This is a genomic window from Polyangiaceae bacterium, assembly GCA_016715885.1.
GTDB lineage: Bacteria > Myxococcota_A > Polyangia > Polyangiales > Polyangiaceae > Polyangium.
The window spans coordinates 278781-303853 of sequence record JADJXL010000020.1 but is presented as its reverse complement, the minus strand read 5'-3'; the positions used below and the strand labels follow the sequence as shown (position 1 = coordinate 303853).

The 25073-nt window shown below is 61.1% G+C and carries 19 protein-coding genes; 16 read left to right on the top strand and 3 right to left on the bottom strand.

The features are described 5' to 3' along the window. The first annotated feature begins 23 nt into the window (after positions 1-23). Positions 24-2273: a DUF2169 domain-containing protein gene (locus IPM54_26645; GenBank protein ID MBK9263370.1), complete on the top strand. Its 2250-nt coding sequence runs from the start codon at positions 24-26 to the stop codon at positions 2271-2273. Positions 2274-2307: 34 nt separating this feature from the next. On the opposite strand, the gene IPM54_26640 is transcribed toward IPM54_26645, so the two are convergent. From IPM54_26640 to IPM54_26630, 3 genes are all read right to left on the bottom strand, one after another. Beyond that, positions 2308-3099, bottom strand: a complete 792-nt coding sequence (locus IPM54_26640) for a Stp1/IreP family PP2C-type Ser/Thr phosphatase (GenBank protein MBK9263369.1) — start codon at positions 3097-3099, stop codon at positions 2308-2310. A gap of 95 nt (positions 3100-3194) precedes the next feature. After that, positions 3195-3719, bottom strand: a complete 525-nt coding sequence (locus IPM54_26635; GenBank protein ID MBK9263368.1) for a hypothetical protein — start codon at positions 3717-3719, stop codon at positions 3195-3197. Between the two features lie 39 nt (positions 3720-3758). After that, complete coding sequence (locus tag IPM54_26630; GenBank protein ID MBK9263367.1) at positions 3759-4085, bottom strand: BolA family transcriptional regulator; 327 nt, start codon at positions 4083-4085, stop codon at positions 3759-3761. Positions 4086-4185: 100 nt separating this feature from the next. On the opposite strand from IPM54_26630, the gene IPM54_26625 reads away from it, so the two are divergent. The 15 genes from IPM54_26625 to IPM54_26555 all read left to right on the top strand — a co-directional run bounded on the left by IPM54_26625 (position 4186) and on the right by IPM54_26555 (position 25006). Continuing rightward, a complete protein-coding gene (locus tag IPM54_26625; protein ID MBK9263366.1) occupies positions 4186-4650 on the top strand; it encodes a hypothetical protein in 465 nt (154 codons plus the stop codon). Beyond that, positions 4647-5003, top strand: a complete 357-nt coding sequence (locus IPM54_26620; GenBank protein ID MBK9263365.1) for a hypothetical protein — start codon at positions 4647-4649, stop codon at positions 5001-5003. The genes IPM54_26625 and IPM54_26620 overlap by 4 nt, the downstream gene beginning before the upstream one ends. Next, the gene (locus tag IPM54_26615; GenBank protein MBK9263364.1) at positions 4895-8950 is read left to right on the top strand and encodes a hypothetical protein; all 4056 of its coding nucleotides are present in this window, start codon (positions 4895-4897) and stop codon (positions 8948-8950) included. The genes IPM54_26620 and IPM54_26615 overlap by 109 nt, the downstream gene beginning before the upstream one ends. A 53-nt stretch (positions 8951-9003) precedes the next feature. Further along, on the top strand, positions 9004-10554 hold the full coding sequence (gene malQ, locus IPM54_26610; protein ID MBK9263363.1) for a 4-alpha-glucanotransferase: 1551 nt from the start codon (positions 9004-9006) through the stop codon (positions 10552-10554). Next, positions 10551-10991: a zf-TFIIB domain-containing protein gene (locus tag IPM54_26605; GenBank protein MBK9263362.1), complete on the top strand. Its 441-nt coding sequence runs from the start codon at positions 10551-10553 to the stop codon at positions 10989-10991. The genes malQ and IPM54_26605 overlap by 4 nt, the downstream gene beginning before the upstream one ends. Positions 10992-11001: 10 nt before the next feature. Continuing rightward, positions 11002-11544, top strand: coding sequence for an inorganic diphosphatase (locus tag IPM54_26600; protein ID MBK9263361.1), 543 nt, complete (start codon positions 11002-11004; stop codon positions 11542-11544). A gap of 94 nt (positions 11545-11638) precedes the next feature. Next, the gene (locus IPM54_26595; GenBank protein MBK9263360.1) at positions 11639-12310 is read left to right on the top strand and encodes a hypothetical protein; all 672 of its coding nucleotides are present in this window, start codon (positions 11639-11641) and stop codon (positions 12308-12310) included. Between the two features lie 53 nt (positions 12311-12363). After that, positions 12364-13773, top strand: coding sequence for a cytochrome P450 (locus tag IPM54_26590; protein MBK9263359.1), 1410 nt, complete (start codon positions 12364-12366; stop codon positions 13771-13773). Next, a complete protein-coding gene (locus tag IPM54_26585; protein MBK9263358.1) occupies positions 13770-15689 on the top strand; it encodes a hypothetical protein in 1920 nt (639 codons plus the stop codon). Before IPM54_26590 ends, IPM54_26585 begins: the two co-directional genes overlap by 4 nt. A gap of 72 nt (positions 15690-15761) precedes the next feature. Next, positions 15762-16886, top strand: coding sequence for a penicillin-binding protein (locus IPM54_26580; protein MBK9263357.1), 1125 nt, complete (start codon positions 15762-15764; stop codon positions 16884-16886). A 154-nt stretch (positions 16887-17040) separates the two neighbouring features. Beyond that, the gene (locus tag IPM54_26575; protein MBK9263356.1) at positions 17041-18756 is read left to right on the top strand and encodes a WD40 repeat domain-containing protein; all 1716 of its coding nucleotides are present in this window, start codon (positions 17041-17043) and stop codon (positions 18754-18756) included. Further along, a complete protein-coding gene (locus tag IPM54_26570; GenBank protein MBK9263355.1) occupies positions 18753-19712 on the top strand; it encodes an alpha/beta hydrolase in 960 nt (319 codons plus the stop codon). Before IPM54_26575 ends, IPM54_26570 begins: the two co-directional genes overlap by 4 nt. A gap of 12 nt (positions 19713-19724) precedes the next feature. After that, on the top strand, positions 19725-21437 hold the full coding sequence (locus tag IPM54_26565; GenBank protein MBK9263354.1) for a glycosyltransferase: 1713 nt from the start codon (positions 19725-19727) through the stop codon (positions 21435-21437). Next, on the top strand, positions 21434-22813 hold the full coding sequence (locus tag IPM54_26560) for an FkbM family methyltransferase (protein ID MBK9263353.1): 1380 nt from the start codon (positions 21434-21436) through the stop codon (positions 22811-22813). Before IPM54_26565 ends, IPM54_26560 begins: the two co-directional genes overlap by 4 nt. 39 nt (positions 22814-22852) lie before the next feature. Further along, positions 22853-25006 carry a hypothetical protein gene (locus IPM54_26555; protein ID MBK9263352.1) on the top strand — a complete coding sequence of 718 codons (2154 nt, stop codon included), beginning with the start codon at positions 22853-22855 and terminating at the stop codon, positions 25004-25006. Positions 25007-25073 lie beyond the last annotated feature (67 nt).

Here is a 25073-nt window from a genome sequence, read left to right as displayed (position 1 = left end):
CGAGCTGCGCTAGCCTTGCCGTATTGGAGATCATCCGCCTCTGCCCATTTAGTGTCGCCACCGTCGTGTGGGGAGAGCACCCGACGGGGCATCGGCTCACCATCAGCGTGAAGGGCACGTTTGTCCTGACGCACCGCGGAGATGCGACGATCGCGCCGCAGCAGGACGCGGTGCATGGCGACATTTCGTGGGATCACAATCCCCAGGCGTCGCTCTTCGCGCCGAGCGACTTCGTGCCGTACAAGCCGAAGATCGATGTCATTTTCTCGGGACGTGCATTCGCTCCGGGAGGCGTTCCCGTCGACACGCTTGCGCCGCGTTTGCAGGTTGGGCATCTGCGCAAATCGCTTCGAGTATGCGGGCCGCGCGTGTGGATGGAGGGAATAGCGGGGCTTGGACCGAGCGTCCCCGAACGATTTGCCTTGGCGCCGCTGCGTTATGAGCTTGCGGCAATGAAGGGCGAAAATCGGAGCGGTATTCAGCAATTGGGAAGCGCTGGTTGGCCGCTGCCACGAATCGAAGTGCTCGATGCACCTTCGGGGCGCGATCTCACGCCCGGATTCGGACCGCTGCCGGTACGGTGGCGCGCCGAAAGCCACGCGCTCAGCGACGCGGGGTACGCCTTCGTGCGTCGCATGCGGTCACAGCACGCGGTCGCTCCGCCGAATTTCCCGTTTTCCGTTTTCAACTGCGCTCCCATCGAACAGCAGCTCGACGAAATCGAACCCGCCCCCACGATCGTGCTCGAGCACCTCGGCCGCAAATCTCCGCGCCTCGAAACTCGCTTGCCGGCGATCCGACCACGCGCGTTTCTCAAGCCGCACGGCTCTTCGTCGACGGATGAAGTCGACATGCGTCTCGACACGATCTGGATCGATGGCGTGCGCATGGTTGCGGTCTTGTCATGGCGTGGATCGGTGCCCGTTGCCGACCTCGATACCGTGAATCTCACCAAAATCGTCGTTGCGGCCGAGAGTCCCGAGATGATGGTGAGTCCCGAGGACATCGAGTCGCCACCGTTCAACTACGACGACGCGAACATCAAGCCTGTTTTGCCAAGGCCATTCGAAGGCGAAGCGCCGGACGACGAAGGCTACACGCTCTTGCCGACCAAGCCTGCGCGCCAAGGTTCGACCGATCTGCCGCCTTCTGCGCAGCGTCCGCCGCATCATCTCGACGGTTCGACACCCATTCCACCGTCCGGCGAGCGGCCCATCGAAGCTCGCGCGTCCACCGTCGTCGTTGGCAAGATCTTGCCGAAGCCCACCGAGCTTGCGGGGCGAGCCTCGGCGGAGCATTTGCCCGACGGAGCGCTTCGAGCGCCCGACGCCGTGCAGTTCTCTGCAGCGCCAGGCGTGTGGGAGCCGCATGCGGATTGGCGTGCATCGAGCGACGCTGCAGCGGGCCCCAAAACGCCTCGCACGGGCGCTCCGATTCATGGCGACGCGGCGAGCGATGCTCCTCCGCCGACTGCACGAACTGGAGCTGCGGCCGTGGACGAAGCGCCGGCGACGCAACGTCCAGGCGCGCTCAGCACTGGTGTTGATGGGACGCCGAAAGCGGGCACGGTACCGCCGCCGGCGACGCTCCCGACGCACGTCATCGTCGCTGTCAGGGCTGAGCGCAAGGCGGTCGATGTCGCTCCTGCCACCGAGCGTGGGCAACCGAGCAGCCATGCTCCGGCCGAGAGCGTTGCCATTTCGGTTTCTGCGGTCAGCTCGGCCAAACCCTCATCCATGAAAGTCGAGACCGTGCGTCCGTCTGGCGATGCGCGGCGTTCCCCGATGGGTGCGTCGATGATGCCGATGCCCATCGCGGATGTACCCATCGACGTTTGCGCCGCTGTTGCTGCGCGCATCGATCGACGCCCCGCAGATCGATCTGCGATTTTGGAAGAATTGGGGTTGTCTCCATCGATGTTCAGTTCGGCAGAACGAACTTGGATCGCTGCGATTCGTGCAGAAACGGAACAAGGGCGTTCGGAATTGCGCGCCATGTACGATCGCAGTTACGTCTGCCAGCTCGAAATCGAACGAGGACCGTTGGAGGTCATCGATTACGTGCGGCTCATGATCGGCGTCGAGCATGGCGATTTGGACGAAGTGCTCGCCGAGTTCGACGTTCCGCAAGCGTCGCTCGTACGCATCGAGCGGGTTTGGCGCGAGCGCATGAATGCCGAGCCTTCGCTTTTTGCGCGTGTTCGACAAGCCATGGCCGGCGCGCGTCGCGCGTTTTCTCAGTCGCAACGAATCCCGTCATTGTCGGAAGGTTGACGGCGTCGAAAGGCTCAGGGCCGTTCGCAAACCGCTACTGAGCGCGGCCGCGCTCGGACTCGCGCGGGGGCTTGCTCCACGGAGCCTCCTCGGGCTCGATGCGCACGAGCACGACCGTGATGTTGTCCCGCCCTCCGGCTTCGTTGGCTCGTTGAACCAATTCGGCACAGGCATCCGTGAGCACTTGGTGCTTCTGAATGATCGTCGCGATCTGCTCGTCGGTGACGAGGCCGTGCAACCCGTCGGAGCACAACAAGAACACGTCGTTCGGCTGCGCGCGCTCGGCACACAGATCCACATCGACGGTGGGTGAAATCCCAAGAGCCCGCGTGATCACGTTCTTCGGCAGGTAACCGAGATCGGTCTCACTGAGGTCCGGGCGTTCCAGAAGCGCTTCGGCGATGAGCGAGTGATCGCGCGTGAGCTGTTTGATGTGCGTACCTCGCACGAGGTAACAGCGACTGTCTCCTGCGTGCGCCACGAAAAACATGCGATCCTCGGGCGAGTACACGCCCGCAACCGCCGTCGTGCCCATGCCGCGATGCATGCGCGAATCATCCGCGCGTGAATGAATTTTCTTGTTGGCATCGACCAAGGCGTCGCGCAGCCGCTGCCCTGGATTCATCGCCGCGGCGCGATCACCTTCGGCGCGAAAGTACGTGGCAATCGCGCTCGCAGCCATGCGACTCGCCACCTCGCCCGATTGGTGTCCACCCATTCCGTCGGCGACGACGTACACATTGAACTCGGGCAGGAGGATGAAACGATCCTCGTTGTGCTCGCGCGTTCTGCCCACATCCGACAAGCCAGCCGCGATCGCTCGCATTCGGACAGCAGTCTACGAATTTCTCTTCCTGGGAACAACAATCATGGTGAGCGTTCGGTCACTTCGTGTCTGCCGCATTGCGGCAGGCCCGAGCGCTAGCGACTTCCCAACAGTTTTCCCACGCTCTTGCCGACGGCGACCAGGTTTGTCTGAACGGAACCTACGAGCACTCGTTCCACGGCGGCCGCCACGGTGCCGTGAATCAGCCGCGGAACACCTGGAATCTTCGAGGGATCGCAAGTGAGTTGCCCACGGATCTCGAGCTTCATGCCGCTTGGCGCGAGCAGGTACTTGTTCATGCCCTGCGACTTGATCGCACCGGGAAACGCGTGCACGTCCGTGTACCAGTCCACCGTGAAGCTCGTGGGCCGCCACGTTGCGTAGTCCGTCCACTTCAACATGGATTCGTTGATGAACGAACGTGCAACGGCGGGAATGTCACCTCCGCCGATCCACTCGTTCACGAGCTCCACCGTTCCATCGGGGCGTTCTTTGCGATCCTTGACGCGAATGCTGCGGATGTTGGGAAGATGATCCGTCAGCTCATCCAGCCGATCACGGTAGGTCACAAAGACGAGCTCGCGCGGATGAGGCAGCGTGATATCGGCTTTGATCTCCATCGCGGCCGACAGTACCAAACCCGCTCGAGCTTCCGCGACCTATCTTTTCGCGTCGTGTTTGCTGCCGCCAAGGCACGCCGGGGACTGAAATCCCTGAGCGCCTTCGGCTTCCCATTGCGCCGGCGTGAGCGCCCGCAGCGTGAGCGCATGCAGCCCCGAACGCAGCTCGTCCGACAAGACGCCGTGCACACGCCGGTGGCGCTCGACGGCTCCTAGTCCTTCGAACATCGGGCTGACCACGAGCACTTTGAAGTGCGTTTCCGAGCCCTTCGGAACGCTGTGCATGTGGCTTTCGTTTTCGACCACGAGGTGCACGATGTCGAGCCCCTTCGCGAGCTTGTCCTGAATTCTCTCTTGGCGAGTCACGCGCCGAGCTTATCGCGTTCGGCCCGAGCGTGCGAAAGTGCAAGTGCGTGATCGAAGGATCGGCTGTCTCGTTCGCTCTGCGTGCGATACAACGTCGCGCATGAGACGCCTTGGGCTCTGCTTGCTCGCCGCCACGATGGCTGCGTTTCTGTGCGGCTGTGAAGACGACACGACGGACACCACCGAGACCGTGGATGTTGGTCCTCCAACGATGGAGCTCGTCAGCCCGGTCGAAGGTGCTTGCGTAGCGATTGGCGACGACCCCGATACGCGCTTGCCGTTCATCCTGAAGACATCGGCGCTGTATCTGCGTCCACCGGGCATTTGCGGCGATGCGGTGCAGTGCGGGCAGCTTCTTTTGTGGGCCAACGACAAACTCTATCAACGTTCCTCGACGAACGTCATCGACTGGGAACTGTCGAGCGTCATCAATCGCTACGGTGAGTTTCTCATCAAGATTGAAGCGGTCACCGACGCGGGCGACCCGATTCTCGATGCCGATGGCGCACCGCTCGTCGCGACCCGAACGATCACCACGGCCGTTTCGTGCGAGGCGAGCAGGTGATCCGGCGCAAGGCGGCCGAGCTTTCGTCTCGGGTAGGCCTCGTGGCTTTATGCCTTTCGGCCGTGCTGGGGGGCTGCGGACCGACGACCACCACGCACGTAAAAGATTCGTCGAATGCAGCCGTTCATTGCGATGCGCGAAAGCTCGATGCGTGTGAGCGAGCGATCGTCTCGAGCATGCGCGAAGGCCGCGACACGAAACCGCTGCTCGATGCCTATGCCGAAGCTCGTGGTGCGAAGGATCCTTGGGCGACGCTTTGGAAGACGCACGTTCGTCCGGTCAAGCCGTCGTCATCGTCGAAGAAGGGGCTGGCATTCCGGCCGATCGAGCTCCCGCCAAAACGCGCGTCGTGAAGACGGCGCCCCTCCCCTCACCCGCATCCATCAGCGCCGATGCGCTGCTCGAAGCGATGGGTGAATCCGCTGGTTGGAGCACGATCGTTCGTGTTCGCCCGTCTTCGGCAAAGGCAATGCGTGAAAGCCTTCCGCCGGAAGTCACCGAGATTTTTCCAAACGATCCGCTTGCGCCTTTCATGGCGGGTTTGTCCCCCGTCGTGCGTAGCGACGATGCCATCACGCACGTCGAAGCGGACATCGAGCTTGCCGCGGCAATTCGTGCAGCGGTCGATCATGCATCTGCGTTTCGCTACGTCGATGCAGCGCGCGAGGCGGAGCGTATCCAGGACATGCTGGGAACGCGTGATGCCGACGCCGAGCCTTCGCTTCGTGCAAAGTATCTGCTCTCGCTGCTGGGTGGAGCCGGCATCGCGCTCGAGCTTCCAGCAAGTTTGTCGTCGGCGTCTGCGACAGACCCGAAGCTCCCCGATGCATCCAAGACGACGCCGTATGGGGATCTGCTTCGCGTGCGAGCAGCCAAGGATGATCGAGCCGTTTTTCAGGCCGTGAGCGAACGTTTGGTCGCGGCGCTTCCGGAAGACAAACGCGCCGCCATGCGAGCGCTCTACGCGCCCGAAGAGGCGTGCCTCGAAGTGCCGCTCGACACGTTCGATGCGCCGGACGATCTGTTCCTGGCCAACTCCGTGGGACGAAGGCTCGCGCCATCGCTGGCTGCATCGGGATCATCGCCGAGCGCGGGTCTCGGACTGACGACGTGGCTACCGAAGTACGAAGCGCTGGTGCGCAACGTCGACGATGCTCGCACGACGTGGGCGCATGCGTTTGCGCTCACGCAGGAGCGTGGAGAAGTCGTTGGCATTTCCCTCGCAACGACGCAGACACACCGCCGTGTCGATGCGCTCGTAACGGCTCACCTCGCAGGGCTCTCGCAACTCGTCCAGGTCTACCCCGAACGCGTGCGGCTGATGAGCATCGTGACGCTGGCGTATGCGCGTGGAATCGTGGCGACTCCATCACTGCGCGATGCGCTCGTGGATCTGCTCCGCCGCGCCGTCGAAACAAGGATTACACGAGCGCCGGATGCATCGGCTCTCTTCGAAGCGAGTCTCGCGGGCGTTCTCGCCGCAACGGCGTATCCGCAGGCGATCCAAGGTCCCGTGTACAGCGGGTTGTTCAGTGCGTTCCACGACAAACTTCAAAAAGATTTTTCGAAGCAAACGGGTTGGGGCGTCGCGGGACTCTTCGCGGCGGATGCGGCAGCCGGTTTTCTCGCTGGCAATCCGCCGGATCTCAGCCCTGTTGCGACCGAAATCTCGCGCGCGCTCGGAGACCCTTCGCTGCCCGAACGGCCGCTCGGGCGCCTAGCATCTGCGGCAGCGCGTTACCTGGCCCTGGGCGTGAATCGACAGCTCGATCCAGACGCCGTCGATCCTGCGCGATGGCCAGCCGATCGAAAGGCCGCGCGTGATGCGTTGCGTGAAGCCATCGCAGGTTTGTCGGACCCATCTGCTCCGGTCTCCGCAGGCTTGCTCGACGATGTCGCGATGCTTGGTGATCAAACGATGACGGCGCTCGCGGCCATTCTTCAGGACAAACCCTCGGGTTCTGGACCCGTTTGTGCCTCGTCCGACGCAGGCCCGAGCCCCGCAACGCGTCGAGTGCTCGCGCGTCTTGGCGATCTGCGCAGGAAAGTCCTCGCGAATCCGTCATTCGCAAAAGGAGGTGCGAACGTGGGTCGTTTGCGCCTTGCGGTGACCGTCTTGTCCGACGCGATCGACATCGCGAGCCGCAAGAAAAAGGACAGCCCCGTCGCCTTCACGATCTCGGATGCCGACGCCGAACGTGCCTTCGCCGATGCACTCGCAACGTGGGACGAACGCGCCATCGCCGACGCGATTTCCTCAGGGTACGGCATCGCTCGCCGCGCCTTCGTCGGTTTTGGATCCAAGGGCATGGCTGGCTCGGATGTCGAGCGAGCGCGTAAGCTCGTGCAGTCGCTCGCATCGCTCTTTCGTGACGAAAACACCGGAACGTCCGTCACGTTGTTCGATGCGCTCGCACGCGCTGCATCGTCACGTCCTCGCGATGGCGCGGCGGATCCACCCATCGAGCTGCTTCTGACCGACTACGCCCGCACGCTTCGCGCTCTGGGCAAACCCGATCAGGCTGACCTGTGTTTGCTCGGTGCAATGCTCGTCTCGGTCGTCACCGAACGAGCCGTGCACGAAGAAGCCATCAGCGCGGCCGACGAAGCCACTTCGGATCTTGGCTGGACGCTTCGGTTTGCCCGCGAGGTCTTTCGAGCTCGTAAAGGTTCCGCACCGGAGACATCGGCATACGCCAAAGGCATGCGCGAAGCCGTTGCGCGATCGTGCGAGGACCCGGCCATTGCCGATCAAGTCGTTCGCGTCATGGACGCGATTCGCCTCGCATCTACCGGTGAGCGCACGAAAGCGCTCACCCTGCTCGACGAGTTCCTCACGAAGGCCGAAGAGCAAGGTTTCACGCTGCCGCGCATGAGTTACCGGTACGAAGAGAAAACGGTAACGAAGGTATTTTCGACGAGCCTCGAAGTGTCGCTCGGTGCCGGATTCATCGAGGGTTCTTCGCAATTTCAGGTTGGCCTGGGCGTGCGTTCGCCAGGGAGGCCCGAAGGTTCACTCGTCGCGCGTCTCATGCCCGCGAACGCCGAGCGTGATTCCGAAGTCGTGCGTTACTACGTGCACGTCGGCGCCGTGGCGAGCTTGCTTCACTTCATCGATGGCGATCCCGACCGAGGCGCTGCGACGGCTGCGCGCGTGATTGACGCTGCATTTTTCGGCGCGCGTTTCGGCGGACGAACGCTCGGCGCGGCGGATCCGAAAAAGATGGCCGCAGATGCTCGCGGAGTGCTCGCGGTCGTTGCCGTCCTTGCGGCCGATGCTGGGATGCCGCTCCTCGCGGGCGATCTTTGGTCGCTCGTCGGCACGACGCTCAACGCTGATGCGGACGATCGCGCCATCGAGGAAATCCTGGGCCATCTTCCGATTGCGCTCTCTGCAGTTTCATCCGCCAAACCACCCCTCGAACGAGCCAAGCGCGGACTGCGTGTCGTCGCGGAGCCGCTTGCGTGCACCGAACAAAAAGTCGAGCTCGGTGGGTACGAAGCACCGGCGTGCGACGAGTACCCGTTTGCGCTTGCGCTTCGTGCGGGCGGTGCTCTGCGCAAATTGCCGCACCTCAGGCGCGATGCGGGCAAAGCGTGCCCAGCGTCTTTGTCGGCGGTCGATACGTTTCTCGTGGGCGTCGAAAAGGGCGGCTACGACCCCGATGCATTCACGCGAGCCGTCTCGGAGCTCGTCTCGCACGGTCGCCCTTACGACGCTGCGGTGCTTCTTGCTCGACAACGACAACCCACGCATTGCAATCCAAGCCTCGTGACGGCTGCGCGCACCGTTGGTCGTTCACCCGCGGTCGGGCGCAGCTTGCGTGCCGATGTTCTGAGCGTCGCGATCAATTGCTCGCTTCTCGACGACGCAACGCTTGCGGACATTGCGCTCGTCGATACGGAAACGAGCATGCAGGCCGATCGAGGGCGCAACCTGACGCTACTTCTGTTTGCCGCGGAACTTGGGGTCACACGCCAAAGATGGGATGTCCTCGGACGCCTCGCGAAAAACCCTACCTTTGTATCGCGATGGCTCGACACGAATCCGAAAGCGGCGCTGTTTGCCGTCGTGCTTGCGCAAGCAGCGTCCATTTTGGCCAAGGAGCCGAGCGCAGCGGAAGCCGCGTCGAGTGCATTCGATCTTTTTTGCGTAAAACTCCCCAAGACCGACGCGGCTGCTTGTGAAGCCGTCGAGGCCATGCGTCGATCGATTGGCACGGCCGATGCCGAACGGGTCGCAAAAGATTCCGTCGCAGCGGCAATGCAAAGGGTATCCGCACTTCGCGCGAAGCGGTGATAGGCTTTGCGCGACTCCGCGTTAGCAGACTCGAGTTCGTCCGAGAAAACCCTATGGCTCAACCGACCGAACAAACCAACACCGAGGGCAAACTCCACCGCGACGCAGGCATCCTTCTGCATCCGACGTCGCTGCCAGGTCATCATGGCATGGGCGACATTGGAGCCATTGCGCGCGAGTTCATCGACTGGCTCGAGTCAGCGGGGCTTGGCGCATGGCAAATCTTGCCGCTCAACCCGACGGGCAACAACTGCCCGTACGTTGCTTGGTCGGCGTTTGCGGGCAATCCGCTCCTCGTGGATCTCGTGGGGCTCGCCGAAGAAGGGCTGCTCGACAAAGCCGACGTAGCCCAGAGCCTGCCGCACGGGCACCTCATCGATTACGACGCCGTTCACGCATTCAAGGAACCTCGTCTCGAAAAAGCAGCGGCCAAGCTCCTCGCGAGTCCCAAGCATCCCCTTTACGCCGAGTACCAATCGTTTCGTGCAGCGGAAGCCGAGTGGGCCGAGGACGCTGCGCTCTTTTGGGTCATCAAGCAAAAAAATGGGGGCAAGGCTTGGTGGGAGTGGGATAAAAAACTCCGCGATCGCGATTCGAGCGCTTTGGAGAAATTCCGACAAAAGTACGCGCGGGACATTGATGTTCAGGCTGCCGTCCTGTTTTTCTTCGAGCATCAATGGGGTAAACTGCGAGCATACGCGAAAGCGCGAAACATTCGAATCATTGGTGATTTGCCCATTTACGTCGATCGCGACAGCGTCGATGTGTGGGCGCATCGCAGACTTTTCCAGCTCAATGAGGAAGGTATTCCTCTCGGCGTTTCGGGCGTTCCACCGGATTACTTCAGCAAGCTCGGGCAGCTCTGGGGCAATCCGCTCTACGATTGGGAGCAGATGGCCAAGGACGACTTTGGCTGGTGGTGGTCGCGAATTCGTCGCGTTCTTGCGCACACCGACGTCGTGAGAATCGACCATTTTCGAGGTTTTGCGGCGTATTGGAAAATTCCTTTTGGCGCGCCCGATGCGCGCAGTGGCGAGTGGATCGAAGGGCCAGGCATGGCGTTTTTCGATGCGCTGAAGCGCCATGGAGGCGACTTGCCGCTCATTGCCGAAGATCTCGGGATCATCGACGATGCGGTCGTGAATTTGCGTCGAGGTGCGGGTTTGCCCGGAATGCGTGTTTTGCAATTCGGATTCGGTGGTGACGCAGAGAATCTGCATTTGCCGCATAACCACGAACCCGACAACATCGTTTATCCAGGCACGCACGACAACGACACGACCGTCGGGTTTTTCCGGTCCGCGGAGCCTCATGTGCGCGTCCACGTGCAGCGTTATCTGCGCGTAAACGGGCACGACATTGCGTGGGACTTCATTCACGCGGCATTTGCTTCGGTCGCCCGTACGGCCATGATCCCGATGCAAGACGTCTTGTCGCTCGGTTCCGACGCGCGAATGAACAACCCGGCCACCACCAAGGGCAACTGGCGGTTCATTCTGCAGGGCAACGTGTTTCGCCCCGAATACGCCGCTCGTCTGCGCGATTTTGCGGATCTCTACGGGCGACGATCCGCCGCTACAGCACCTGCAAAGGAAGCCCGATGAGCAATCGTTATCGCACCACGCAGCCGCCCTGCCCGCTTTGCGGCGGCGTCATGGAGGATCGAGCGGCCGCCGATGCCGTCGTCGATGTTTGCTCCGAGTGCCACGCGGTATGGCTCGATTGGTTCGACGGCGACATCGCCACCGTCGCCAGCGAAGTCGAGGTTGTCAAGACAATCCCGACCCATGTTTCGGAAAAACACCTTTGCCCCCGGTGCCGCAAAGAGCTCGCTTCGGAACGGCTCTACGAAACGGGACCTCACGTCTATCGATGTGCGGAATGCTCCGGCGTGCTCGTCCCGTCCGTCGTGCTCGATGAAGTCGTGGCGCTCGGACCAGCCGATCAACTGCCCGATGCGGAAGACCCGGGCCCTCTCGCTCGTGCCATTGCCAAATTGCGCCGCATCTTTGGGGCCACATCCGAGCCCCCTGCACGTTAGGAAACCACCCATGCATCCGCTGCACGACATTCACGTTGCCGCCACATCCATTGCAGAGTTCGTCCCTGCGGTCATCGAAATTCCACGAGGATCGAAACTCAAATACGAGCTCGACAAACGCACCGGCCTGCTCATGCTCGACCGCGTGCTTTATTCGTCCGTGCATTACCCGGCGAATTATGGCTTCATACCGCAAACGCATGCCGGCGACGGCGATCCGCTCGATATCCTCGTGCTCATGCAGGAGCCTGTGCATCCGCTCACCATCGTTCGAGCGCGACCGATTGGTGGGTTTTGCATGCGCGACGACAAAGGCGTCGACGACAAGATCATTTCTGTCGCTATCGACGATCCCGCCTACGCCCATTACAACGATTCCGGCGAATTACCTCCGCACGTTCTCGTCGAGCTGAGGCGTTTTTTCCAAGACTACAAGGTGCTCGAGGGCAAAATCAGCGAGGTCGATACCTTGTACGACCGCGGCCGGGCGCTCGAAGTCATCACAGAATCGCTCGACGCCTACAAGACCGGAGCGTCATGGGCGAAACCCTAACGGGTTGTACTTGCACCATTTTTGCGCCGAGTCTCCACAAAATAGTTGAAATGCGGTAGCCCCGTCGAGCGTCCATGCGTGCGAGGAAACCACCATGTTCGCATCCCTCTTTCTGCTCGTAACGGGTGTACTCGTCGTTACGGTCCCCCTGACGTTGTACATCGCCGGGCGTACTGCAGGTCGCAACGTATGGGGACTTTTTCTTCGCGGATACGAGAAACACGGTGCCGGCGCGTACCGGGCGCACGTATCTCCGGTATGGGTTGCCGGCAAACCGCCGCTTTCCGTGCATCTCGCCGCAATTTCGAGCTTCATCCTTGGGCAAATGGTCGTTCCGGGAGCGCTCGCGGCGCTCATCGGTTTGGTCGTGGCCCTGGAAGTCGTCTCGCGCGGCCTGCATACTTCAGGTGATTCCATCATCGTGCTCCTGACGCTCTCGGCACCGACGGGTTTGATGATCGGCGGCAAACTCCTCGATGTCGGCTTGGCGCTCTTGCAGCGAGCGGACGGCGCCGTTAAAAAAGCTCGCAACGTCGCACGTTTCTCGATTATTCACAACGTCGTCCTGCTCCTGGCGCTCGGCGCCGTGTACGTCGTCGATACGAACGACGCGGTCTTCTTTCCTGCGATTTACGCGTGCGTCTCCATCGCTCAGGCGGCGCTGCTGCTCACCGCAGCTCGTGCGATCGATGCCCATGGCGATGCGGAAGCGCGCGATCGTGAGCTTGCCCCGCCTCCGCCGCAGTTGGCTGACGGTCGGGCGTAATCGAACGATTCTCCTCGATTCCCTCGCCTCGATTCGCGATACCATCGGCGCCGATGGAAACGCCAAGCCATTCCCCAAACCCTCGACAGCGACGTATTCCGATCGCACCCGGTGCATTGCCGCTCGTTGGTCACGGCTATACGTACAGTCGCGGTCCCCTCGAATTTCTTCAATATGCTGCAGCTTGGGGGCCTGTGGTCGAGGTACGTCTCGGGCCTCTGACGGCCATCCTGTTGCGCGAACCGGCGGACATCGAGCGACTTGTCGTCGGTGAAAGCAAGCGTTTGACCAAGGATGCGATGACGCGCGAGTTGCGCCGCATCCTTGGTGACGGTTTGCTCACGACCGAGGGAGATACGTGGCTTCGCCATCGGCGACTCATTGCGCCCGTGTTTCAGCCGTCGAGCGTTGCGGGACTCGGCGACATCATGGTGGAGGTCACGGAGCGTCAGATGCAGCGGATCGAGCTCGAAACGCAGCGCGAGCTGCATGCCGACATGACACAGCTCACGCTCGACATCGTGACGAGCGCGCTTTTTGCGAGTGACATTGGATCCGAAGCGTCGAAGGTTGGGCCAGCCATCCATGCACTGATGGAGCATTTTGGTAGTGGGCTCGTTTCGCTTTTTCCGTGGATCGAGCGATTGCCTTTGGCATCGAATCGGCGCGCCCATGCGGCGCTCGAAGCGCTCGACGATGTCCTCATGGGTATCGTTCGTCGAGCACGATCGCGCAATGGTGCGCGGCTCGACCTTTTGTCGATGCTTCTTGCTGCGCGAGACGATGCTGGAACGGGGCTTGGCGATCGCGAATTACGTGATCATCTCATGACGTTTTTCCTGGCCGGTCATGAAACGACGGCTCTTGCGCTCACGTTTGCAGTCGTTCTGCTCGGCAAAAATCCCGACGCAGAGAGCCGTTTGCGGGAGGAGATTTCGACGGTTCTCGGGGATCGGCGTGCCACATCGGCCGACATGTCGCGCCTGCCTTATGCGCGCGCAGTCATTCTCGAAGCGATGCGATTGTATCCGCCCGCGTGGGCCATTGGTCGCGAAGCGCTCGAAGACGTCACCGTGGCCGGATATCATGTTCCCAAGGGCGGGCAATTGTGGATGTCGCAATGGGTGAATCACCGCGATCCTCGATATTTTCCGGATCCCGAGCGATTTCGCCCGGAAAGGTGGCTCGACAATCTCGAGCGCACGTTGCCTCGATTTGCTTATTATCCATTCGGGGGTGGTCATCGCATTTGCATTGGCAATCATTTCGCCATGATGGAAGCGATCTTGGCGCTCGTCACGCTCATGGGTCGTCATCGAATTCGATTGGTGAATCCGGATGCTCCCATCAAGCTTTTTGCCAGCATCACACTCCGTCCGAAATACCCCATCCCCGTCGTTTACGAGGATGCGCGGCGGAAAAACTCGCTCCACGACCTACCCAAACCCACAGGAAGTCCATGAAAAAACCGCTTACGTCGATTGGTTTGTCTTTGCTTGCTGCCGTTTTTCTCGCCGGATGCGGCGAAGAATCCCCTACGTTCACCGCGCCGGATCGAGCTGAAAGCGCGCGTGCGCCCCAAACGGCGGCGTGTGGTGATCCCGGCGAGCTTCGGTGCCTTTTGCCTTGGCCGTCCAGCGCTTACACGGAAATCGATCCGACGACGGAGACGGGCCTTCGATTGTCGGTGCAAACATCTAGCTTGCAGGTCGACGACGATCCTCGATCGTATGCTCTCGCCGATGGTTTTTCTCGGCTCACGCCCATCATGGTAGGGTTTGGCGCGGCAATCGATCCAAGCAGCATTGCAGCGTCCAGTGATGGCCCCGTGCACTTGCTCCTTGCGCAGCACGATCATCCGCGACGAGGCGAAAAGGTACCCGTGCGCATCACGCTGACGCCGGGCGAGGATCCCACGACGGAGACGCTCGTTGCAGCATATCCCTTGCGCCCACTGGAACCCGGCGCGGATTACGTGGTTGTCGTGACGAACCAGCTTCGCGGCGAAGGAGGAGCCGCACTTCAGCCGACGCGGAAAACCGAAGTATCGGTTGGTCGCGCCGAACCAGCTTCGCAAGAAGAAGCCGATTTGCGAGGATATCACGCACCGGCGCGAAAACTCTTGGCGGATGCGGGCATCGATGCCGCAAGCGTCCTGCGCGTCTTCGATTTCACGACGCGCTCGGGCGCCGATGCAATTCATCAGTTGTCCGCCATTCGAGAAGCATCGATCGCCGCGGTCGATGCCGGCGAAGTGCAAGTCGTCGTGGACAAGGTCGAGATCGCGCCCAATGCAGCGTTGGCCATGGCCGTCGAAGGACGTCTCACGGGACTACCATCGTTCATCGAAGCGGATGGCGATCTGGCGCTCGATGGCGAAGGCGAAATCATGAAAGCAGGAACGCGCGAAGCTCCATTTCGCGCCGTCGTTCCAGCAGGCATGGGAGATTATCGGTTTGTCTTGTACGGACATGGCATGGGAGGAAATTTCACGGACGATTCCTTCGACGAGCTCTTGGGCCAAGAAGGCATTGGCAAAGTCGGCATTCGTTTCGACGGGTGGACGGACAAAGATCTCGTCACGACATTCGCGACGCTCGTGCGCACGGCCGAAGCATCACATCGCATCGCGACGCTCGGCATGCACGCAGTCGCAGCGGCGGCAGCCGTTCAGCATTCGATGAGCTCCATTTTGGGTGACGTGCTTTCCGCCGCAAAAATCGATGGTCTCGACAATCCCGCCGCGGGTCGAAAGCCCGATGCGAGCATTCCCGTGTGGGCTGGTGGTTCGCTTGGCGGCACGATGGGCCTCGCGTACGTATCGATGGATCCCGCGACGCGATATGGAGTGCTGAACGTGCCCGGAGCGGGCTGGACGCATTTCATTCCTGGAGCGCAGACGTATTCGACGATTCGAGGCCTCTTGCGCGGGACTTACGGCGGCGACATGGACGTCTTGCACGGGCTCTTGATGAGCCAAACCAATTTCGACAACATCGACGGTGGCGCATGGACGGGGCAAGTTCCGGGCGACCCATCCATCTTGCTCGTGCAAGAAAGCATGGGCGATCCCGTTTTGCCGAACGAAGGTACGGACATGGTTTCCGTTGCAGCGGATGCATTGCATCTCGGAGCGGTGCTCGCGCCGGTGACGGGAATCGAAACGGGTACCGAAGCAATCAATCGCAGCGCGCTCACGCAATACAAGGTTGCTGGAGGCGATGCGCTCGACGTGCACGGGTTCGCCGCGCGCAGCGGCCCCGCTGGCGATGCTGCTCGCGAACAAATCACCTCGTTCGTCAAAAGCGTCTGGGCCGGTCAAGCGAAAATCACCGTGCCATCTGGCTGCACGGGCGGCAGTTGCGATTTTTCAAAGTAGGCCCCACACAGCCCTCACCGAAAACTTGGCCCTGACGTCCCAGGAGTCGCAAATCGGCTCGTGGTGACATCGATCCGCGCCTTCTTCAGCTCCCTCTTGCTCGCTTCTGCGCTCGTCGTTTCTTCGACGAACGATGCTCATGCCGCCGGACTGCATCAGGTTCGCGTGACCAACGATGGCGTGTACGGGAGCATCGGATCGAAGGGCAAACCGATAAAGCTCACGCTGGATCCTGAGCTCCAGCGGGCCGCGCAGAGGCTGCTCGATCGTTCAGGTGCACCCGAGGGCGCGATCGTCGCATCCGACGTGCGCACCGGACGAATCCTCGCGTGGGCGAGTCGCGGAAGCCGCGACTTCGTCTCCGAACCTTACGCACCCAGCGCGAGCCTGTTCAAGATCGTCACGGCCGCATCGCTGCTCGAAGGCGGCTACGCGAACGAAAGCACGAAGGTGTGCTGGAGCGGAGGCGAGCGGAGCATTCGTCCCGCGGACCTCGAAGCGCGCGGCGGAGCTTGCACCGAGTTTGGCGAAACGCTTGGCAAGAGCATCAACATGGTGTTTGCCCGCATGGCGAAAAAACACCTCGATGCTGGCGATTTGCGCCGCATGGCTGGGACGCTCGGTTTTTCCGGGGACGTTCCCATCGACATCGAGGTTCGTCCGGGCCGCGTGGAAATCCCCGAAGACCCCTTCGGCATGGCGCGTGCCGCAGCGGGGTTCTGGAATGGCAAACTCTCACCGCTCGGAGCGCTCTTTGCCATGCAGACCATCGCCAACCATGGTGAGCGCGTGAGCTTCGTTCTGCGTGATCCGGGCGGACCCGTCGCACGACACGGCGGTCGTCAGGCGCTTCGTCCGAGCATCGCGCGCACGCTCAATCGCATGCTGCAAGTCACGACGCGTCGAGGTACGTGCGTGAAAGCGTTTCGTCACGCCGACGGCACGCGAGCGCTTCCCGGCATGGCCGTCGCTGCAAAGACCGGCACGCTCGTTGGAGGTCATCCTGCGCGCATGTTCTCCTGGTTTGCATCGTTTGCCCCCGCGGACAAACCCGAGATCGCCGTGGTCGTGATGCTCGCCAACGACATTACGTGGCGGACGAAAGCGAACATCGTCGGACGTGACGTGCTCGAAGAATACTTTCATTCCAAAAGCAACCGCGTGGCACGATCTGGCTCGAAGAAACGGAAGCGGTGAAAGCGTAACGTGTACCGACTGGCACACGACACACCGAAATGTGTTTCGTGATCGCTAGAAAGTCGGGTAAGTTGGCGTAGAGCGTTCGACAAAATCACGCCTTGGGAACCGCGAGCATCGTCTCGCGGGGCCGATGGGGGTAGGATTTCCGCACGTGATTCGCCCGGTTCCGCGGCAGTTTCTCCTTTCGCACGAGGCGACTGCGATCGCAATCGCGGCGGATGGCAAGCGAATGGCCGCGGCTGCCGTAGGGCTGGGCCGAGTCGTCGTGTACGACGTGCGTGTTGGTCGCGTGCTCTTTCGGTTTGGCGTGAACGCGACGGCGCTTGCGTTTCACCCGGACGGCGTTCGTCTCGTCTCGGCATGGTCGGAACAACGAAGGGCTGCGCCGAGCCGTCCGAGTGGCGATGTTCCTTCTTCGGCTCCGACGTCAGCGCCCGTGAGTGAGATCCCATCGACGGATTCGTGTCGTGAGTTGTCTCGTGATTCATCGCGTGACTCTTCGCGTGACTCGAGCCGCGAATCCATGCGTGATTCGACGCGCCTCATCGAAGACGAAGCGCGTCGTTCCGTGCGCGTGTGGGACTTGATCACGGGTCGCTGTTTGTCGCCGGAGCCGTGGTTTGGCGAGGCACCCATCGCGGTTTCACCGGACGGACGATGGATCGCCGCTGCTGCGGATCGAGTCACGACGGCAGTGCTGATCATGCGCTTCTCCGATGGCGGTCTCGAACGACTGCTCGAGCTGCCGAATGCGCTTCCGCTCCGGAGTTTGTCCTTCAGTCCCGACGGCAAGTGGCTCGTTGCGGCAACGGGGGCATCTCCGGTCGTATCGTGGTCGACGGATGACTTTTCCGTTCGCAAATCGGAAGGCATTCGAGATGGCGATACGGCGGTGGCTTATGCATGGCAACGGCCGCTCGTCGCGGCGGCGGATGCCGAGTGTCGCGTGCGTCTCTTCACGCCTGGGTGCGCGGAAGAAGACATCGTGATGCTGCGCGTGAAGCACGGTCGCAAGCTTCTTCGTGGCATCGACACGCTCTCGTTTTCGCCCGACGACGCGCTCGTCGTTGCGCGCGGACGCACGGGCGCAACGCAGATCTTCAGTCGCACGCTTGGGCGCCCGCTGTGGACTGCGAGTCCCGGGCCGCTTGCGTTTTTGCCCGATGGCCGATCGATCGCTGCGTGGTGGTGCGGAGCCATCTGGCTTCGCGATGCCGAGAGCGGTGACATGATCGTGGCGAGCGACGAGCCTCCGCCGACCGACAACTCGCAGGATGCGCCTTCGAGCAAGCCGAAGAGTCGTACGGTCACGCTTCGAAGCGGCGAGCCCGATGGTCCTGGCATCGGAGCCGTGCGCGTTGCAGCGCCGATTGCTCCCGTCATTTGCGACGACATGGACAGTACGGCCAGTGAAGCAGCAGCGGCGCTCATCGCGCGTTTGTCCTCGGGCTGGGCCGAATCGACGTATCGTCAACCAGCGGCGCTCACGGCCCGTGATCCCGATGGGCTCGGTGTGCGTTTGCCTTTGCGTGGAGGCTTTGCGTACGTGCAAATTCGCCCTCGAAAAAACGCTTCGCGCATCTTGGTGCAAGTGAACGCCGACGAGCCGGACATCGAACCGCCGCCCTCGTCGAGTCTCGTGCGTTTGTCCCGGTGGATCCGTGATCGCCTTGGAACCGAAGCGCGACGCCAAGCTGCGGCGGATCGCGAGTGGGTCGCGGAGCTTGCGCCGGGGGTTGCCGACGGTGACATGCGCATCGAGCGAGCTCCGGGCTCCATCACGATCACGCTCGAGCGTCCTCTCTTGCCGTCCGTTGACGACATCGAAGCGCTCGTGCACAAGGCCGAACAGAAACTCGCATCATGACATCAAGGCCCTTTCAACGTCCCAACTACGCCGACGTTCCTGCATTGCCGCGTCTTCCTCACGCCTTTCATCGTGCCGAAGCGCGGGATGTGCGTGTGAGATCCAGCGTCTTTGGCAACGTACGCGTGCACGTGCGCGTGATGGGACAGGGCTCGCCGCTTCTGCTCGTGCATGGTCTCATGACGTCGAGCTACTCCTTTCGTTACGTGCTCGAACCGCTCGGCAAGCACTTTCAAGTGTTTGCCCTCGACATGCCCGGATCGGGTCGGTCGGACAAACCACTATCGCCGCATTATTCGGCGCACAACTTCGGGGTTTTTCTGGGCGAACTTCAGCGCGAGCTCGGCATTCGAGGTTGTGCGGTGATGGGCAATTCGCTGGGCGGCTACATTGCGATGCATCTGGCGCTGCACGATCCTGCGGCGATATCGAAGCTCGTCGTCAATCACGCGCCGGGCATTCCCGATGCGCGTTACGTGGCGCTTCGCCATTTGCTTTCGAGCAGCATCGTGCGTGGGATTTTCCGTCGCATCGTCCAGCGTGATGTACGAAAATGGGTATTTCGCAATGTGCACTATTACGACGAGACGCTCAAATCGATCGAAGAGCTCGACGAATACGGCACGCCACTTGCCACGACCGACGGCATGGAGTGTTTTTTGAAATTGCTCCGCGAAACGATGCATCCTGCGGGATTCGAAGCATTCGTCCGCAATATCAAAAAAGCACCCTTTCCCGTTCCGATGCTTCTCGTTTACGCGCGTCAGGATCCGCTCGTACCTCCACGCGTGGGTGAAGAGCTTCACCGGCTTGCTCGAGGATCCAAGCTCGAATGGCTCGACGGATCGTCGCACTTTTCGCATGTCGACACGCCGGATCGAATGGTCGAGACGATAATGCCGTTTCTTTCGCAAGGACGCGCATCGGCCGTTGCGATCCGTGACGAGCTGGGCTAATCGAATGTCACGATGACTCGCCCTGCCCCGGATTCGATCGAGCGCGCGGCGCAACTCTATCAAACGCGGCGCCTCGATGAAGCTGCCGAGCTTTGCGAACGCCTGCTGAATGCCCCCGGCAAAACGAATGGCCCTGCGGCGCATCTCGCAGGGCTCATTGCGTTCGAGCGCGGAAACCAGCTCCAAGGCATCGAGCTGCTCGAGCGGGCCATTGCGGCCGGCGTTCGTAGCCCCACGCTGCACGCAAACCTCGCAATATGTTTGACGTCCGTGGGGCGCATTTCCGAAGCACAAAAGCAGGCCAACGTGGCGCTCGCAATGGATCCCATGTCTGCGTCGGCGCATGCGGCATTGGGCGACGTCCTCATGTCCATGGGGGCGGTGGGCGAATCAATTGCGCATCTTCGTCAAGCGCTGCACGTCGAACGTTCGATTCCCATTCAATCGAACATCCTGTACCAATTGAACTTTTTGCCAGGATATTCGGCAAATGACCTTGCCAAGGAACACCGAGCCTTCGGTGCGGAAGTATCCAATCCACTCTATCGCTTGGTGGGCCATCCGAACGATCCCGATCCCGATCGAAAGCTGCGCGTTGGATACCTTTCGGCCGACATGCGCAGTCATTCCGTTGCGCACTTTCTCGCGCCCCTGCTCGAAGCACACGATCGAAACGTCGTCGACGTGATTGGTTTTCCTTCGGTGAAGCGTACCGACGCCGTGACCGAGCGATTGCGCAGTTTTTGCAATGAATGGATTCCCGTGACGCATCTCTCCGACGACGATGCCGCACGGGCCATTCGAGCGGCCAAGATCGACATTCTCGTCGAGCTTGGCGGACACACGGGCGACAGTCGATTGATGGTTTTGGATCGCCGTCCGGCGCCGGTACAAGTTGCTTGGTGCGGTTATCCGCAAACGACGGGTCTCGAGGCCGTTCGTTATCGGCTCACGGATGCGTTCGTCGATCCCGAGGGCGATGTCGATCGCCATTACGTCGAAACGCTCGTGCGGCTGCCGTCGGGGTTTCTTTGTTACGAAGCGCCTTCCGATGCGCCAGACGTTGCCCCTTTGCCTTCGGCGAGCTCGAACGTCGTCACCTTTGGTTCATTCAATACGCTTGCGAAGATGACACCGAAAGTGGTCGAGCTTTGGGCTCGCATCGTGCGCAAAGCAGGCAATGCCAGGCTTCTCCTCAAAGCAAATCCGCTCTCCGATCCGGCCGTCTGCGATTACGTGAAGCAACAGTTTGCCAAACATGATTTCGATCTGTCGCGGCTCGTGCTGGAAGGGCGTACGAGTGGCCAGGCGGCGCATTTGGCGAGGTATTCCGAAGTCGACATCGCGCTCGACCCCTTCCCTTACAATGGTACGACGACGACCTGCGAAGCATTGTGGATGGGCGTGCCCGTCGTATCGCTCGAGGGCAATCTTCACGCTTCACGCGTCACGTCTGCACTTTTGAAGCGCGTCGGGCTGGGCTCACTCGTCGGTACGACGCCGAAACAAGTGCAATCGATAGCGCTCGAATTGGCGAAAAATCGTGCAAAACTCGCGGACCTTCGTGCAGGCATGCGCGCGAGGCTCCAGGGGTCGTCTCTATGTAACAATGCGAATTTTGCGCGCGAAGTGGAAGCCGCGTACCGCGCGATGTGGCAATCGTTTTGCCGTTCGGTCACGGCCGAACCGGATACGGTTTCCATCGGTTTTCGAGGTGCAAAGTGAACATTTCGCCGCTTTTCCTTCGCGTCTGGCCCGGATGCGAAATGGCCGTTTGGGACAGGAGCGACCACATCACGGCGTGGGTACTGCACGAACAAGGCCGATGGTTCGAATCTGAAATGACCATGCTGCCTCGACTGCTAGAACCAGGCGCGACGTTCGTCGACGTGGGAGCGAACGTTGGCGTGTATTCGATTGCGGCCGCCCATTTCGTGGGTCCTACGGGGCGCGTCGTCGCATTCGAGCCTACCGAGGAGGCTCGGTCGCTTCTGGAAGCTTCGGCACGACGAAATGGTTTCGAATGGCTCGTCATTCGTTCCGAGGCGCTTTCGGATCACGTTGGGCGGGCGGAGCTCTTTTTCGATGACGAAACCGAGCTCGCGTCGCTCTCGCATTCCACGAGCGGCGCGGCGCGTAGCGTGTCTGTCCCGCTCAATACCCTCGACGCGGTTCATGCGGACCTTGGGCTTGGCAGGACGAACCTGTTGAAGATCGACGTCGAAGGGGCGGAAGAAGCCGTATTGCGTGGGGCGCGTGAATTTCTCGCGGCGAGCGAGCCTGTCATTTTGCATGAAATCAAAGTAGGAACGAAGGTCGACTTGCGCGTGGCCAAATGGCTCGCCGATGCGGGTTTTGCCGCCTACAGACAGATCCCGGGCCTCGATGTGCTCGTCCCGTTTGCCCTGGATGGGTTTGTCGATCCGTACCAGCTCAACCTATTTGCCGTGGCGCGATCGCGTGCGGCCGAGCTTGCCGAGCGTGGGGTTTTGGCTGACAAACTCGGCACGGTGCCGGACGTAGGGCTCGATCGCGGAGCTGTTCGTCTGGAAAAACTGCCGTACGCACGGCACTTGTCGGCGCGTTGGCAAGGTGCGCCGTCCGCGGACAAACGCTTGTGGACGGCGCTTGCCCTCCACGCATATGCCCACGAGGAAGAGCGCGCGCCGGCGGCCGAGCGATGGGCGGCGCTCGAACGAGCGCTTTCGCTTGCGCTCGAACGGCTGAACGAATCGGCGACGGTGCCGCGGCTGCTCACGGTAGCGCGCCTCGCGGCCGAGACCGGCATGCGGGGGCTTGCGGTTCGCACCGTGCGCGATGCGCTCGAAGTGATGCGTTCGGGCGAAGCGGATCTGCTGGACGAACCGTTCCTCTTGCCCGACCATTCGTTCGAATCCGTACGACCTACGGGGCCTGCACCGGGGCTCGTGCTGTACGCGACGCTTGCTGCGCACGAACGACTTCGCGCGTTTTCTTCGGCATTTACGGGAACCGAAGGTATAGCCGAACTGCGCCTAGCGGACTTGTTTGGATATTTCGACAGCGAAATGTCTCGACGCTTGAAACTGCTCGAACAGCGTGCCGCGATCGTTGCACGTTGATCCTTGACGCACGCGCAACGGTGGGGTTTGAAAGCTTTCGTGCGTCTGCGAAAATTTCTTGGGCCTTTCATCGTTTCAATCGTCTCGGTGTCCTGCACGCCGGCCTTGCAGGACAAACCGTGTCCGCCTGCGGCTGCTACGTCGTCCCGCGCGACCGTTCCGCTTCTCGTGAATCCACCCAAGGACATGCCTGTGGAGAACGCTGCCAAACCTGTCGACACGAAGGCGCTCGAAGCCGAGCTCGTTGCCAAGCATGGTGAAGCGCAGAGAGCGCGTATCACGCGTGGACTTGCGCAAGTCGCGGCTCGGTGGCGCGCGGAAGATGGCGACATGGCGGTGTTTGTCCGAGAACACTTTCTGGCCGATCAAGCGTCGCTCGACACCACGTTTGCGCGACTCGAACGGATGTTGGAGCAGCTCGAGGGGCACTTGCACGAAATGGGGATGGAGCTGCGGTGGGAGACGGACATCGACAGTGGCGCGCTCCTGAAGGTCGATCCGCTGTTTGCAGCGTACGAGCCTGCGGCGAATCTTTATGATGATTTGTTCCGGAGCAAGGTTGCCTTCGTTGCGCTATTGAACTTTCCGCTTTCGGACTTGGCCGTGAAAAACGCCGAAGGTGCGAATTGGAGTCGCCGGCGCTGGGCGGAAGAGCGGCTCACGGGGCGTTTTCAATTGCGAATTCCTGCGGACGTGCAGCAAGGCATTGCGAAAACGCAAACCGAGGGCGACCTGTACATCGCGGAATACAACATTTGGATGCATCACCTCGTCAATGAAAAGGGCGAGCGGCTATTCCCGTCGGGCCTCAGGCTCATCAGCCATTGGAATTTGCGGGATGAATTGAAGGCTGATTACGACGATCCGCGCGGCCTGGACAAACAGCGCTTGATCGTACAGGTGATGGAGCGTATCGTGACGCAGACCATTCCCGCGGCGGTGATCGACAATCCGCGCGTCGATTGGAACCCTTTTACGAATGAAGTAAAACCGAGTCCCGAGGCGGAAATCGAGGCGTCGGCGCCGAAGCGTGCGGCGCCGCCGATCAATACGACGCCCGAGCCCGATGTTCGTTATGAAAAACTCCTCGCGTCGTTCCGGGCGGCGCAAAAAGCGGATCCATATTCGCCGGGCGTCGAAACGGCCATCAAACGGCGCTTCGAGCTCGGGCGTGAGCTTTCGGAGGAGCGAGTGCGGGGGCTTCTATTGGAAGTGCTCGGGTCGAGCGCCGTGCCGAAGGTTGCGGCTGAGATTGAAAAGCGGCTCGGTCGCAAACTGGGTCCGCAGGATCTTTGGTATGCGGGGTTCAAGGCTCGAGCGGGGCAAAAGGAAGCGGATCTCGACAAGATCACGCGCAAAAAATATCCGGACGCGAAGGCATTTGCGGCGGACATTCCGCGCATTTTGCAGGATTTGGGTTTTCCCAGGGATCGAGCGGCGCATGTTGCCGAGCACATTGCGGTCGATCCTTCGCGCGGAGCGGGGCACGCCATGGAGCCGCGGAGGCGTGGAAGCAAGGCGCGTTTGCGTACCCGTATCGAAAAAGACGGCATGAATTACAAGGGCTACAACATTGCCGTTCACGAGCTTGGGCATAACGTCGAGCAAGTTTTTTCGCTCTACGACGTCGACCACACGTTATTGGCGGGCGTGCCCAACAATGCGTTTACCGAGGCTTTGGCGTTTACGTTCCAAGCGAAAGACATGGAGCTATTGAAGCTGGGCAAACCGAGCGCCGACGCCGAGCGGATGCATGCGCTTGGTACGTTTTGGTCGACGTGGGAAATTGCCGGCGTGGCGCTCGTCGAGACGGACATCTGGCATTGGCTCTACGATCACCCCAATGCGACGGCGAAGGAGCTTCGCGAAGCGACGGTGTCGATTGCGAAAAAATACTGGAATCAATATTATGCACCCGTGCTCGGTGCGCCTGATTCCGCGCTGCTCGGGATTTATTCGCACATGATCGGCATACCGCTCTACTTGCCCGATTATCCGATGGGGCATTTGATTGCGTTTCAGATCGAAGAGCATGTGCGCAAAAGTGGCAAGCTTGGACCGGACTTCGAGCGCATGACGAAGTATGGGTGCGTCTTGCCAGACTTGTGGATGAAGCACGCGACGGGTCAACCGATCAGCGCAGCGCCGCTTTTGCAGGCGGTCGATCGAGCGCTCGGGACGTCGAAGCCCTGAAGGAACGCGTCCATTTTTCGGCGTGGGTTGCTCGCGACGAGCGCGGGATTGGGGCGGTTTTGTCGCA